The organism is Aeromonas sp. QDB63 (assembly GCF_027707425.1).
GTDB classification, from domain to species: domain Bacteria; phylum Pseudomonadota; class Gammaproteobacteria; order Enterobacterales; family Aeromonadaceae; genus Aeromonas; species Aeromonas caviae.
On the sequence record NZ_JAPCIS010000013.1, the window covers coordinates 88,270 to 101,393 of the forward strand.

Below are 13,124 nucleotides of genomic sequence, written 5' to 3' on the forward strand. Positions count from 1 at the left end.
ACAGATGAACTGGATCACACCCGACTGGCCCGCGCCGGGCAATGTCAGGGCTCTCTCGACCACCCGGGACGGCGGCATCAGCGAAGGGGTCTTTGCCGGTCTGAACCTCGGGGCCCATGTGGGCGATGCACCGGCCAGGGTCGAGGTCAACCGCGCCCGACTGCAACAGGTGGCGGGGATCCCCGGCACTCTCAACTGGCTCAACCAGGTACATGGCATCGCCGTCCATCCGGTGAGCGACCGTTATGAGCGCGCACCGGATGCCGATGCCGCCTGTGCCCGTGAGGCGGGGCAGGCCTGCATCGTGATGACCGCCGACTGCCTGCCGGTGCTGTTCTGCGATCGGGTAGGCACCGTAGTGGCGGCGGCCCATGCCGGTTGGCGCGGATTGCTGGGGGGCGTATTGGAGGCAAGCATCGCCACCATGGGCTGCGAGCCTGGCGAGATCCTGGCCTGGTTGGGCCCGGCCATCGGTCCCGCCGCGTTCGAAGTGGGTGGCGAAGTGCGTGAGGCCTTCATGACGGAGCAGGCGGAAGCGGCGGCTGCGTTCGTGCCATCCCTCAACGAAGGGAAATGGCTGGCGGATATCTACCAGCTGGCCCGACTGCGCCTCGCCCGCGCCGGCGTCACCGCCATCTATGGCGGCGAATACTGCACCTTCAGCGACAGCGAGCGCTTCTACTCCTATCGCCGCGACGGGCAGACGGGTCGCATGGCCTCCCTTGTGTGGCTGGAAAAATAGCCGAAGAGGCGCTCGCGAGTGGCCGCAAGCGCCTCTTCACTCCCTGGTGATGGCCCTTTGGCGGCCATGTCTTGCTGCCGAGCAGGCTCAGGGTGCAGGCTGCCATTGCGAGGTCGTTTTCCCTCGGTCACCGCTATTGAGGAAAAAATAAACAGCCACCCCTTGAAATTGCCCTTCAAGACCACATCTTCCTTGTCAGAAAGCGATGTTGTTGCCGCGCATGCGGCGTCTGTCTTGAAGGGGGAGTGCAATGCGCCTCGATCGCCTGACCAGCAAATTCCAGATTGCCATTTCCGATGCCCAGTCTCTTGCACTGGGTCGTGACCACCAATTCATCGAACCCGTCCATCTGATGAGCGCCTTGCTCAATCAGGACGGCGGATCCATTCGCCCGCTGCTCACCCTGACCGGGCTCGACATCAATACCCTGCGCTCGCGCCTCGGCGAGGAGCTGGATCGCCTGCCCCGCGTCAGCGGGGTGGAAGGGGACGTACAGCTCTCCAACGGCCTCGGCCGCCTGCTCAACGTCTGCGACAAGCTGGCCCAGCAGCGCAAGGATCAGTTCATCTCGTCCGAGCTGTTCGTGCTGGCGGCCCTGGACGAGAAGGGGACGCTGGGCGAGCTGCTGCGTGCCCAGGGGCTGACCAAGGAAAAACTCGAGGCAGCCATCGACAAGGTCCGTGGCGGCAAGAAGGTGGAGGATGCCAACGCCGAGGAGAATCGCCAGGCGCTGGAGAAGTACACCATCGATCTCACCGAGCGGGCAGAACTCGGCAAGCTCGACCCGGTGATCGGCCGGGATGACGAAATTCGCCGCACCATCCAGGTGCTGCAACGCCGCACCAAGAACAACCCGGTGCTGATCGGTGCCCCCGGCGTCGGCAAGACCGCCATCGTCGAGGGGCTGGCCCAGCGCATCATCAATGGCGAAGTGCCGGAAGGGCTCAAGAACAAGCGGGTGCTGTCGCTCGACATGGGGGCCCTGGTGGCCGGTGCCAAGTATCGCGGCGAGTTCGAGGAGCGGCTCAAAGCGGTTCTGAACGATCTGGCCAAGGAGGAGGGCAGCGTCATCCTCTTCGTGGACGAACTGCACACCATGGTCGGCGCCGGCAAGGGCGAGGGTGCCATGGATGCGGGCAACATGCTCAAGCCCGCCCTGGCCCGCGGCGAGCTGCACTGCGTCGGGGCCACCACCCTCGATGAGTACAGGCAGTACGTGGAGAAGGATGCCGCGCTGGAGCGCCGTTTCCAGAAGGTGCTGGTGGAGGAGCCCTCGGTGGAGGACACCATCGCCATCCTGCGTGGCCTGAAGGAGCGCTACGAGCTGCACCACCATGTGCAGATCACCGACCCCGCCATCGTCGCGGCGGCCCAGCTCTCCCACCGCTACATCGCGGATCGCCAGCTGCCTGACAAGGCCATCGACCTCATCGACGAGGCGGCGGCCAGCATCCGGCTCCAGATCGACTCCAAGCCGGAATCCCTGGACCGGCTCGAGCGGCGCATCATCCAGCTCAAGCTGGAGCAGCAGGCGCTGATGAAGGAGGACGATGACGCCAGCCGCAAGCGCCTCGATCTGCTCAATCAGGAGCTGACGGAAAAAGAGCGGGAATACAACGAGCTGGAAGAGGTGTGGAAGGCCGAGAAGGCTGCCCTCGCCGGGACTCAGCACATCAAGGCGGCGCTGGAGCAGGCCCGTCAGGATCTCGAGGTGGCGCGCCGCGCAGGGGACTTGGGCCGCATGTCCGAGTTGCAGTACGGCCGCATCCCCGAGCTGGAGAAACAGCTGGATCTCGCCACCCAGGCCGAGATGCAGGAGACCAGCCTGCTGCGCAACCGGGTCACCGACGTGGAGATCGCCGACGTCCTGGCCCGCTGGACCGGCATTCCGGTGGCCCGCATGCTGGAAGGGGAACGGGAGAAGTTGCTGCGGATGGAGGATCAGCTGCACAGCCGGGTGATCGGCCAGGAAGAGGCGGTGGACGCCGTCTCCAACGCCATTCGCCGCTCTCGTGCCGGGCTGTCCGACCCGAACCGCCCCATCGGCTCCTTCCTCTTCCTCGGCCCCACCGGGGTGGGCAAGACCGAGCTGTGTAAGGCGCTGGCGGAGTTCCTGTTCGATACCCAGGACGCCATGGTGCGGATCGACATGTCCGAGTTCATGGAGAAACACAGCGTGGCCCGTTTGGTGGGGGCGCCTCCGGGATACGTGGGTTACGAGGAAGGGGGGTATCTCACCGAGGCGGTGCGCCGTCGCCCCTACTCGGTGATCCTGCTGGACGAGGTGGAGAAGGCGCATCCCGATGTCTTCAACATCCTGTTGCAGGTGCTGGACGATGGCCGCCTGACCGACGGTCAGGGGCGTACCGTCGATTTTCGCAACACGGTCGTCATCATGACCTCCAACCTCGGGTCTGATCTCATCCAGGAGCACCACTCCGAGAAGGATTACGACGAGATGAAGACCATGCTGATGGAGGTGCTGACCCGCAGCTTCCGGCCGGAGTTCATCAACCGGATCGACGAGACCGTGGTGTTCCACCCGCTCGGAGAGGAGCACATCAAGTCCATCGCCCGCATCCAGCTCAAGAGCCTGATGAGCCGTCTGGAGTCCCAGGGCTTCGAGGTGGAGGTGAGCGAGGAGCTGCTGACCAAGCTGGTCCACGCCGGGTTCGATCCCGTCTACGGGGCGCGCCCCCTCAAGCGGGCGATCCAGCAGAAGGTGGAGAACCCGCTGGCCCAGGCCCTGCTCAGCGGTCGGGTCATCCCGGGCAAGACACTGCGGCTGGGGGCCGACAGCAATGGGCTCACCATGAGCCAGCCTTAACGCCGTTATCGATGAAAACGCAGGCCTCGTGCCTGCGTTTTGTTTTCTGAGGGATTGAGATGCTGACGTTTTCCGTTTTGGTGGATGACGACGTTCATCTGCCTGGCTGTCTGCCCGAGCGAGGGTTGGCGCTGCTGCTGGAGTGTGACGGCCTCAGGGTGCTGTTCGACAGCGGCCGTGGCCGGGCGCTGTGCCACAACGCCGCCGTGATGGGGATCGATCTCGCCTCTCTCACCCATGTGGTGCTCTCTCACGGTCATTACGACCATGTGGGCGGGGTCGGCTCGCTGCCCGCTTATCCAAGACCCATCCCGCTCATAGCCTGTCCGGACGTGTTCTGCGAGCGGGGCTACTTCCTGTCGCTGCCCTTCTGGCGGCGCAACCTCTATCGCCTGTCGGGGGCGCTGGATCGGGAGTCGCTGTCGGCCAGAGGCTTGCTTCCCCACTGCTCGTCCGAGCCGATGTGGCTCTCGGATCGTCTGGTGTTCCTCGGCAGCATTGTGCGGCGCGACCGGGCTGCGCCTTCGCTACTCGGCTACATAGTGCGGGGTGGGCGGGTGGAGAAAGACCTCATCAGCGACGACTCGGCGCTGGCCTACAAGAGCGAGCAGGGGCTCATCGTCTTTATCGGCTGCGGTCACGCCGGGGTCGAGAACATCATCGAGTGTGCCAAGGAGGTGTGTGGCGACGAGCGGATCCACGCCGTCATCGGCGGCCTGCACCTGAAGTTTTCCGGCCCAGAGCGGGCGGTGGCGCTCGGAGCCTATCTGCAGGAAGAGGCGGTGGAGCGGTTGTTTGCCTGCCACTGCACCGGCAGCAGAAAGGCGGGGCTGCCGCGCCAGCACCAGATCGGGGCGGGTTTTGAGCACAGTTTTTCGGCGTAAAAAAAGCGGCAATCCGAAGATTGCCGGGAGGAATGTATTCGATGCGATCTGACGTGGGTTGAGCGGATCGCAGGGGCAAGCCCCAGGGTCGGCAGGCACAGTCAGCGACCATGCCCGCCTTACAGTCAGTCGGGATACGCTCTCCACCCCGGCTGACCAGCTTCGCTATCGCGTCTGTCCCGCGCCGTGTTGCCGCGATAGGAGGACAGAGGCAATCAAATCAATTCGTTACAGCATGTCCGCAATGGCGGCCTTCATCTCGGCCGGCCAGACGCCGACCTGGACCTGACCGATGTGCTCTTTTTGCAGCAGCAGCATGGCCAGACGGGATTGGCCGATGCCGCCGCCGATGGTTTGCGGCATCCGTGCTGCCAGCAGATCCTGATGCCAGTCGTACTGCAGGCGATCTTCGTCCCCGGTGATGGCGAGCTGGCGGCGCAGGGCCTCTGCGTCCACCCGGATCCCCATGGAGGAGATCTCGAAGCTGTCTTCCAGCACCGGGTTCCACACCAGGATGTCACCGTTCAGACCCGCCAGCCCCAGCTCGCTCTCGCTGCTCCAGTCGTCGTAGTCCGGGGCTCGCACGTCGTGGCGTTCGCCGTGGGAGAGGGCGCCACCGATACCGATGAGGAAGACCGCTCCCAGCTCTTTGGCGATGGCGCGCTCGCGTCCCTTGGCATCGAGGTCCGGGTAGCGGGTCAGCAGCTCTTCACTGTGCAGGAACTGGATATCCGCTGGCAGGAAGGGGGTCAGCTCATGCTCGGCACAGACCGCGCGCTCGGTGGCCTTGATGGCGGCCCAGATGCCGCGCACGGTCTCCTGCAGGTAGGCCAGGTCACGGCGCTCACTCGGCATCACTTTCTCCCAGTCCCACTGATCCACGTAGACGGAGTGGATGGGGGTGAGGCGATCCTCGTCCGGACGCAGTGCCTTCATGTGGGTGTAGATGCCTTCGCCCGGGCCGAAACCGAAGCGACCCAGGGTCTGGCGCTTCCATTTGGCCAGTGAGTGCACCACTTCGTAGCTGTGCTCCGGCAGGGTCTTCACCTTGACCTGCACCGCATTCTCGTGGCCAGAGAGGTTGTCTTGAGTGCCATCACCGACCCGGCTCAGGATGGGGGCTTGCACCTCCATCAGGCCCAGTTGTTGGGCGAGTTGGCGGGAGAACATCTCTTTGACGAAGCTGATCTGTTGCTGGCTGCGAATGTAGTGCTGTTTCATGCTGAATACCTGTCTTGAACCCGTTGGATGTGAGGATTCTTCAACAGATTGCCAACTAAATTCAATATTCGATAATAGAAATAGGCTTTGTGTATTTTTTTCTTCAAAATGCACCGGTAATTAATGATGAATCATCAAAGGGAGTGCAAAAAAGTGTCAGAAAATTATCGGATCGATAATCTCGATCAGGCCATCCTCTCCGCCCTGATGGAGAATGCGCGCCTGCCTTACGCCGAGCTGGCCAAACAACTGCTGGTGAGCCCGGGCACCATCCACGTGCGGGTAGAGAAGATGAAGCAGGCGGGCATCATTGAGGGAACGCGGGTGCAGGTGAACCCCAAGAAGCTGGGCTACGACGTCTGCTGCTTCATCGGGATCAACCTCAAGAGCGCCAAGGATTACCCGTCGGCCCTCGCCAAACTGCAGGCGCTGGACGAGGTGGTGGAGGCCTACTACACCACGGGCCACTACAGCATCTTCATGAAGGTGATGACCCGTTCCATCGACGAGTTGCAGACGGTACTGATCCACAAGATCCAGACCATCGACGAGATCCAGTCCACCGAGACGCTGATTTCGCTGCAAAACCCGATCCTGCGGGATGTGAAGCCTTGAGTCGGGTGGTCTGAGGGGGGCGTAGAGATCCCTATCCCGTGCGAGACCCTGTTCGCGCAGCAGAATTCGACCCTGCGGGAGATGACACCCTGACCGGTGGATCAGGGTTCGATATAGGGGATGCCGTATTTGTCGTAGAGGGCCTTGAGCCGGCCGTCCCGCTTCATGTGCAGCAGTTCGGCATCATAGGCGGCCATCAGGGCCGGGGTGTCGGCATTGGCCCGGGAACGGGTCCAGACATTGAAGTAGGGGCTGGTCTTGAGGGGTTTTGGCAGGTAGTCGAGCTTGCCTTCCAGTCCCTCCTCTCTTATCTGGGTGAAGGCGGTGATCAGGGACATGGGCACCACGTCGATGCGACCGGCGATGAGTTTGCGCAGTTGCAGCTGGTTGATGGGGATCTCCTGGAAGTGATAGCTCGGGTCTGTCATGGCTGCCGCGAGCTCGGGGGTGTAGGAGAAATCCCGAGTGACACCGATACGCCAGGGTTTGAGATCCGTCAGATGGTCATAGTGGATCCGGCCCGCGGACTCCTTGCGTATGAAGAAGTGCCAGCTATGGAGCATATGGGCCTGTTTGGGGTAGAGCAGATAGGCCTCCCGCTCCGGTTTGTAGGAGTGGGTCAGCAGCAGGTCATAGAAGCCGCTTTCGGCATTGCGGGTGAGCCTGGCCCCCGAATCGATGAGCTCAATCCTGATGGGGGTATGGAGCGTGCCGAAGATGGCGGTGACGAGATCCACATCCAACCCGCGAGGGTGTCCCTGTGCATCCAGCCACTTGAGAGGGGGCTCCAGGATGCCACCAATGACCAGCTCCCTGGCTGACAGCCAGCAGGGCAGCAGCAAGCAGAATACGAGCAAGCGTCGCACGTTACATCTCCTGAGCACTCGGTACGGGGTCGCATCCGGCAGGGATTGTGACCGGCACCTATCTAACTAGAGACGACCACGGATGGCAAACCCTGAAATGGGGAGGGGACAAACGAACGGTGCCGGTGGGAGGGGGGGCGGGCTGCCTCGACAGGCCGCCCCGTGGCAGAGTCGGGCGGGATGGACCAGCCACTCGCCAGCTGTGGGCGGGAGGGTGGCCGGCATGACACGTGTGCGAGGTGGCCTGCCTCAGGTTGCCTGACACTGTTTCATCTGGGTGTTGAGGGCCTGCATCACCTGACGACGGCTGATGATGCCCGTCACCTTGCCTCCCTCCATCACTGGATAGACCTTGGGTCTGGCCCCGGCCATCTGGCGGGCGAGATCCACGATGTTGTCATCAGGAGAGACGAACAGCGGGGCCCGGCTCATCAGATCTTCGACCAGAGTACGGGTGTCGCAGTGATAGCTGCCCGTGAGCAGGGCGGGAATGCAATCCTGCTCGGAGAGAAATCCGACGAGGTGCTGATGGTCATCCAGTACCGGCAGGCCCCCCAGGTTTGCCCGATGGAGTCTGTCCAGCGCCTCGGCCAGACCGAGGCCGGGGTGCAGTGAGTGGGTCAATGGCTGCATATGATCGCGAATTTGTAGCATGATGGTGGCTCCATGGGGGTCGATGGGGCCACTATGCCCGGTGGCCGTGAAAGGGGGCCAATGGGTTTTGCCTCGGACATCGATAGGTCATGGCCGATGAATGGGCCCTCCGTGCGATCCTGCATGGATCGGGGAGGGCGACAACCACAAGGAGAGGGTATGCGTGCATTGGTAACGGGCTGTGGCCGTCGCCTGGGATTCTATCTGTGCGAGCAGCTGGTGGCCGCTGGTTGGCAGGTGACGGGCAGCTATCGCAGCGAACGGCCCGAGCTGGATCGTCTGCGAGACGTGGGCGTCGAGCTGGTACAGGCGGACTTCACCCGGGAAGAGGAGGTGGGCGCCGTGGTGACGGCGCTGGCGGCTCATGAGGATCTTGCCCTGATCATCCACAATGCCTCTGCCTTCGAGCCCCAGGCGGCGGATCCTGCGGTGCAGCTGGCCCAGTTTGAGCAGTTCTACCGGGTACACATGGCGGCTCCCTTCCAGCTCAACCGGGCGCTGGCCCCCGCCCTTGCTCGCCAGCCCAACGGGGGCATCATCCACATCACCGATATCTACATCCATGCCCCGGCGCCCCAGTTTGCCGCCTACGTGGCCACCAAGGCGGGAGCCCATTCCCTGGCCATGAGCTTTGCCCGCGAACTGGCACCCGCCGTGCGGGTCAACACCATAGAGCCTGGCCCCATCCTGTTTCTCGACGAGCACGGGGATGACTGGCGCCAGCAGGTGCTGGCGAAGACGCCGCTGGCGCGGGAAGGGGGTCTGGAGCCCATCTGGCAGGCGGTACAGATGCTGATGAAGAACGACTACATGACCGGGGCCAGCATCCGGGTGGACGGGGGGCGCGCCCTCGCCGTCATCTAGGGCAAGGCGGGCCGCCATGACATGAGGCGCTTTTGGGTGCCTCATGTGTGTGAACGGCTCAAGGGTGCCGGATGGCGGCGTGCCGGGAAGGGGGGCCGGGGTGGCCGTTGCCGGGAAGCAGGGCCTCGTCTTGCTGGCAGAGATGGATGGGGGCCTGGCCGATGCGCTGCTTCGCAAACACCTTGCTGCCCGGCAGGCCGAGGGTCACCTTGCCGGAGTCCACACTGCCGCCCTGATACATCTCCGCCAGCAGATCCCCCAGGTAGGCATCCACCCCGGCCTCGGCGAAGTCATCCCGTTCGCCGCAGGCCAGTATGTCGATGTCCAGTGGCCTGTCCGCCACCTTGCACAGGGGGTGGCTGCGATCCCGGCCATGAGCCAGCTCCATGGTGACAAACTCGGCCTTGAGCTGGACGGGGGAGAGGTCGCTCTGGACGACGAACAGGCAGTTGAGGAAGTCGTGGCGTGAATGCATGCCCACGGGCTTGGTCTGGATGACGGAACTCAGGTGAAGGCGACCAAAGCGGGCCAGCAATTCGGCGACGGCCTGACTGACGTGCAGGGCGGGGTCGAGATTGGATCCAATGCTACAGAGGTAAAACATGCTTTCCATTCCTTGGGTTGGGCTCGTCTGAAATATATACGCAGCTCACGGTTATGGGATTCACTATGAATTAACATGTCGTTATCTGTTGTGATCCAACGCTGATTGGCAGAAAGGAGGTTTGCATGAGCGTAGAAATGAAATGGGCACTGTTGGCCGCGTCAGGGGCCCTTGCCATGATCATTGTCATCTGTGTGGCGTCCGTCGGTCTGGCGTGAATCCGGCCTCGGTGAGCAATCAAACCGGCTTTATGGCCGGTTTTGCTTTTTGGGGCAGTGCGGATATGCTGGCTCCCCCATGACGAATCGAGACCGCAGAAGATGACCAAGGTTCGGCCCCGCTCCCTGCTCCAGGTAGTACTGATGGGCTTCGTGCTGGTGCTGATGCCCCTGGGGGGCATGATCTGGCACGACAGTCAGGCTCTCTCCCACCTGGGCCAGCTCACCAGCGACGAGATGGAACGTGCGGTGCGGGACACTCGCCGGGCGACGCTGCTCTCCACCCAGGCCATCGATCTGGAGCGCACCCTGCGCCGCTATGCGGTCCTGGGTGATGACCGCATCCTGGCCAGCTATCGGCAGCAGTTGGTGCGCTACCGGGAACTGATCGCGACCCATCAGGACTCCATTCCGGATGCCGAGGTCTACGGGGATCTCGAGGCGACGCTGGTCTGGCTCGACGGCCTGCAGGATCTGCGCAAGGCCAGGCAGGAGGCGACCAGCCCCCGTTTCACCGACTTCAACGAACTGAACCAGCAACTGGAAGTGGTCACCCGCAGCCAGGTGGATGATCACGTGACCCGCATGCGGGGCGCCATCGTGGAGCTGAAACAGCAGATCTGGTGGGTCAGCGGCTTCGTGGCCGGGCTCAGCCTGCTGCTGGTGTTGCTCTTTACCTACCTCATCATCCACCCGGTACGTCAGATTGAGTCGCGGATCCTGAGTCTGGGCGCAGGCGTCGAGCCGGATCAGCGCCCGGTGGATGGCCCGGCCGAACTGGTGCTGCTGGGGGAGCGGATCAGCTGGCTGCACGACAAGCTCAAGGAGTTGGAACAGCAGAAATACCAGTTCCTGCGCCACGTATCCCACGAGCTGAAAACCCCCCTTGCCGTGCTGCGGGAGGGGGCTGATCTGCTCTCGGAGCAGCTGGTGGGGCCCCTCAACGGGGATCAGCAGGAGATCTGCCAGATGCTGGAGGAGAACAGCCGCCGTCTGCAGACCCTGATCGAGCGGCTGCTCGACTTCAATCGCCTCAGCCAGCAGGAGGTGTTCACCCTGTCCGAGGTGCCCCTGGCGCCCTTGTTGTCAGACTTGTCCGAAGAGTACCGGCTCGCGCTGGAATCCAAGCAAATCAGTGTACACTTGCCGCCCGAGCCCATCAGCCTGCGGGCAGAGCCCTACCGCCTGCGACTCATCCTCGACAATCTATTTTCCAACGCGGTCAGCTATGGCGCCAGGGGCGGACAGATCTGGATCCGCGCCGGGGCGGGAGCGGGCGGCGGCTGGCTGGAGGTGGCCAACGAAGGGCCTGTCATCCCGCCAGACGAGCGGGAGCGCATCTTCGAGCCCTTTGAACAGGGCAGCATAGTGCGCCAGGGATTGCTGAAAGGCTCCGGCATGGGCCTCTCCATTGCCCGTGAGTCTGCCATGAGCCTGGGCGGCGAGCTCAGACTCATCGAGGATGCCCGGGCGGATGTCTGTTTCCGGCTGGATTTGAACGTGCGCCCGAGCTGACGGGCGTGGCGGCGACCCCGCAGGTGCGGGTGGCGCCTTGACACCGAATATTGAGAGGAGCGGGCAGGTGCCTGTTCCCCACCAGGATCTGAAGTGACATTCAAGATGAAACGATTTGTGATTCCCGTATTGATGATAGGCCTGCTCGCTGGCTGTTCCCTGCTGCCTTCTACCAGCCTCACCGAGCCTTCCCAGGAGGCGATCGCCAGGCGGATGGAGTTTGCCAACAAGGAGATGCAGGTGCGCCTGCAATACTCGGACTGGCTGCTGGCCAGCCATCCCCAGCAGCGGATGCAGGAGCGCCAGCGACTGGCCGGCGCCACCGACCTCGAGAGCCGGGTCAGCCTGGCCATGGTCAACACCCACCCGTCCGAATCGGTGGCCAGCCGCCGGGCCGGGCTGGATCAGCTGAAAGCTCTGTTGCCGGAGCTCGGTCTCGATGCCCAGGCCTTCCTGCGCAGCTGGATCGCCCTCGGGGAGGAGCTGCTGGTGCGAGACAGCCGCCGCGACGATCAGAGTCAGGAGGTGAAGCGTCTGCGCCAGCAGATAGAGCAGCTCTCCGCCATCGACGAGCAGCTCAACCAGCGTAAGCTCAATGGGGGAGGTCAGCCATGACAGCTTCGGACAGCGCCGCAATGACCGCGTTTTTCGCCAAGAGGGGGTGAGAGCATGAGCCGTATTCTGCTGGTGGACGATGATGCCAGCCTGCTCAAGCTGATGAGCATGCGCCTGCGCAGCCAGGGTTACGAGGTGGATACCGCCGACAGCGCCGAAGGAGCGCTGGACAGGCTGCGCCAGCAACGGGCCGACCTGGTGCTGAGCGATCTGCGCATGGGGGGCATGGACGGGCTGGCGCTGTTCGAGCGGATCCAGTCCCAGTGGCTCGGCATGCCGGTGATCATCATGACCGCCCACGGCACCATTCCCGACGCCATCCAGGCGACCCGCTCCGGGGTGTTCAGCTTCCTCACCAAGCCCATCGACAAGGACGAGCTGCTGGTCACCATAGAACATGCTCTCAGCCTGACCCGTCCGAAGCAGCAGCAGGAGTGGCAGTCCCTCATCCAGACCCGCAACCCGCAGATGGAGCAGTTGCTGATCCAGGCGAGCAGCATCGCCACCATGGACGTGCCCGTGCTGATCCTGGGCCCCTCCGGCGCCGGCAAGGGGGTGATGACCCAGGCGCTGCACCAGGCCAGCCACCGCCGCGACAAGCCGCTGCATACCATCAACTGTGCGGCCCTGCCCTGGCCCGCGCTGGACTTGCAGCTGTTCGGCGAGGATGGCCAGTCCGGCCTGTTTGCCGAGGCCAAAGGCGGCACCCTCTTCCTCGACGAGATAGGGGATCTGTCGGAGTCACTCCAGGCCAAGTTGCTCCAGGTGCTGGCGGAGTATGGTCAGGGTACCCCCGAGGTGCGGGTCATCAGCTCCAGCCATCAGGATCTGGTGACCGCCATGGAAGAGGGGCGTTTTCGCGAGGATCTCTTTTACCGCCTCAACGTGGCCAACATCACCCTGCCGCCGCTGAGCGCCCGTAGCGAGGATATCCCCCTGCTGGCCCGTCAGGCGCTGGACGATTACCGCAACCGTCACCCCGATTGCGCCGCCCTCGGCTTCTCGCCGGAGGCGCTGGCGCTGCTGGCCGCCGCGGCCTGGCCGGGCAACGTGCGCCAGCTCTGCGGGGTGGTGGAGCAGCTCGCGAGCCTCTGCTGCAGCCCGGTGATAGGCGCGGCCATGGTGGAGTCGGCCCTGAGTGGCGGCGGTGGCGGCATTCCCTCGTTCAACGAGGCGCGGGCCGAGTTTGAAAAGGAGTATCTGATCCGGCTGCTGCGCACCACGGAGGGGAACGTGACCCTGGCGGCCAACATGGCGGGGAGAAACCGCACCGACTTCTACAAGCTATTGAATCGGCACGGCATCGAGGCGGCAAATTTCAAGTCGAAGGGATAAATGACAGAGGGGCGGGGGGGGGGGGGGGGGGGGGCGGGCGGGGGGGGGGGGGGGGGGCCCCCCCCCCCCCCCCCCCGCGCGCCCCCCCCGACCCCGCGAACCGCCCGCCCAGCGACCCCCGCCACCAGCACCACACCGCACCGCCCCCCGCCCCGCCCCGCCAC

General features: G+C 63.7%; 13 protein-coding genes. 9 read left to right on the top strand and 4 right to left on the bottom strand.

Translation table 11 applies throughout. The annotated features are described in order from the left end of the window. Positions 1-4 precede the first annotated feature (4 nt). The 3 genes from pgeF (at position 5) to PG879_RS10980 (ending at position 4,453) form a co-directional block, all read left to right on the top strand. Positions 5-742, top strand: coding sequence for a peptidoglycan editing factor PgeF (pgeF, locus tag PG879_RS10970; RefSeq protein ID WP_270830177.1), 738 nt, complete (start codon positions 5-7; stop codon positions 740-742). A gap of 250 nt (positions 743-992) precedes the next feature. Beyond that, positions 993-3,569, top strand: coding sequence for an ATP-dependent chaperone ClpB (gene clpB / locus PG879_RS10975; RefSeq protein ID WP_041214269.1), 2,577 nt, complete (start codon positions 993-995; stop codon positions 3,567-3,569). Between the two features lie 59 nt (positions 3,570-3,628). Continuing rightward, complete coding sequence (locus PG879_RS10980; protein WP_223924490.1) at positions 3,629-4,453, top strand: MBL fold metallo-hydrolase; 825 nt, start codon at positions 3,629-3,631, stop codon at positions 4,451-4,453. Positions 4,454-4,681: 228 nt separating this feature from the next. Here the strand turns inward: PG879_RS10980 and asnA are convergent, their stop codons facing one another. Further along, on the bottom strand, positions 4,682-5,674 hold the full coding sequence (asnA, locus tag PG879_RS10985; protein WP_270830178.1) for an aspartate--ammonia ligase: 993 nt from the start codon (positions 5,672-5,674) through the stop codon (positions 4,682-4,684). Positions 5,675-5,827: 153 nt separating this feature from the next. Between asnA and asnC the strand changes: the two genes are divergently transcribed. Further along, complete coding sequence (gene asnC, locus PG879_RS10990; RefSeq protein ID WP_041214272.1) at positions 5,828-6,289, top strand: transcriptional regulator AsnC; 462 nt, start codon at positions 5,828-5,830, stop codon at positions 6,287-6,289. A gap of 101 nt (positions 6,290-6,390) precedes the next feature. On the opposite strand, the gene PG879_RS10995 is transcribed toward asnC, so the two are convergent. Together PG879_RS10995 and PG879_RS11000 are read right to left on the bottom strand one after the other, a co-directional pair. Further along, a complete protein-coding gene (locus PG879_RS10995) occupies positions 6,391-7,155 on the bottom strand; it encodes a substrate-binding periplasmic protein (protein ID WP_042882782.1) in 765 nt (254 codons plus the stop codon). 249 nt (positions 7,156-7,404) lie between these two features. Continuing rightward, complete coding sequence (locus tag PG879_RS11000; RefSeq protein WP_039039619.1) at positions 7,405-7,809, bottom strand: CBS domain-containing protein; 405 nt, start codon at positions 7,807-7,809, stop codon at positions 7,405-7,407. A gap of 159 nt (positions 7,810-7,968) precedes the next feature. Between PG879_RS11000 and PG879_RS11005 the strand changes: the two genes are divergently transcribed. Continuing rightward, entirely contained in the window at positions 7,969-8,673 is a 705-nt protein-coding gene (locus PG879_RS11005) for an SDR family oxidoreductase (RefSeq protein ID WP_042882786.1), read from the top strand. A 58-nt stretch (positions 8,674-8,731) separates the two neighbouring features. Here the strand turns inward: PG879_RS11005 and folK are convergent, their stop codons facing one another. Beyond that, a complete protein-coding gene (gene folK, locus PG879_RS11010; protein ID WP_270830180.1) occupies positions 8,732-9,277 on the bottom strand; it encodes a 2-amino-4-hydroxy-6-hydroxymethyldihydropteridine diphosphokinase in 546 nt (181 codons plus the stop codon). Between the two features lie 137 nt (positions 9,278-9,414). On the opposite strand from folK, the gene cydH reads away from it, so the two are divergent. The 4 genes from cydH (at position 9,415) to PG879_RS11030 (ending at position 12,960) form a co-directional block, all read left to right on the top strand. After that, positions 9,415-9,495 carry a cytochrome bd-I oxidase subunit CydH gene (cydH, locus tag PG879_RS11015; protein ID WP_223302605.1) on the top strand — a complete coding sequence of 27 codons (81 nt, stop codon included), beginning with the start codon at positions 9,415-9,417 and terminating at the stop codon, positions 9,493-9,495. Between the two features lie 102 nt (positions 9,496-9,597). Then, complete coding sequence (locus tag PG879_RS11020) at positions 9,598-11,010, top strand: sensor histidine kinase (RefSeq protein ID WP_270830181.1); 1,413 nt, start codon at positions 9,598-9,600, stop codon at positions 11,008-11,010. A gap of 105 nt (positions 11,011-11,115) precedes the next feature. After that, positions 11,116-11,625, top strand: a complete 510-nt coding sequence (locus PG879_RS11025) for a hypothetical protein (RefSeq protein ID WP_039039694.1) — start codon at positions 11,116-11,118, stop codon at positions 11,623-11,625. Positions 11,626-11,679: 54 nt separating this feature from the next. After that, positions 11,680-12,960, top strand: a complete 1,281-nt coding sequence (locus tag PG879_RS11030) for a sigma 54-interacting transcriptional regulator (protein ID WP_010675978.1) — start codon at positions 11,680-11,682, stop codon at positions 12,958-12,960. Positions 12,961-13,124 lie beyond the last annotated feature (164 nt).

Coding starts and splice junctions, on each gene's coding strand:
- pgeF (WP_270830177.1), top strand. CDS start 5: ATGAACTGGATCACACCCGACTGGCCCGCGCCGGGCAATGTCAGGGCT.
- clpB (WP_041214269.1), top strand. CDS start 993: ATGCGCCTCGATCGCCTGACCAGCAAATTCCAGATTGCCATTTCCGAT.
- PG879_RS10980 (WP_223924490.1), top strand. CDS start 3,629: ATGCTGACGTTTTCCGTTTTGGTGGATGACGACGTTCATCTGCCTGGC.
- asnA (WP_270830178.1), bottom strand. CDS start 5,674: ATGAAACAGCACTACATTCGCAGCCAGCAACAGATCAGCTTCGTCAAA.
- PG879_RS11000 (WP_039039619.1), bottom strand. CDS start 7,809: ATGCTACAAATTCGCGATCATATGCAGCCATTGACCCACTCACTGCAC.
- PG879_RS11005 (WP_042882786.1), top strand. CDS start 7,969: ATGCGTGCATTGGTAACGGGCTGTGGCCGTCGCCTGGGATTCTATCTG.
- folK (WP_270830180.1), bottom strand. CDS start 9,277: ATGTTTTACCTCTGTAGCATTGGATCCAATCTCGACCCCGCCCTGCAC.
- cydH (WP_223302605.1), top strand. CDS start 9,415: ATGAAATGGGCACTGTTGGCCGCGTCAGGGGCCCTTGCCATGATCATT.
- PG879_RS11020 (WP_270830181.1), top strand. CDS start 9,598: ATGACCAAGGTTCGGCCCCGCTCCCTGCTCCAGGTAGTACTGATGGGC.
- PG879_RS11025 (WP_039039694.1), top strand. CDS start 11,116: ATGAAACGATTTGTGATTCCCGTATTGATGATAGGCCTGCTCGCTGGC.
- PG879_RS11030 (WP_010675978.1), top strand. CDS start 11,680: ATGAGCCGTATTCTGCTGGTGGACGATGATGCCAGCCTGCTCAAGCTG.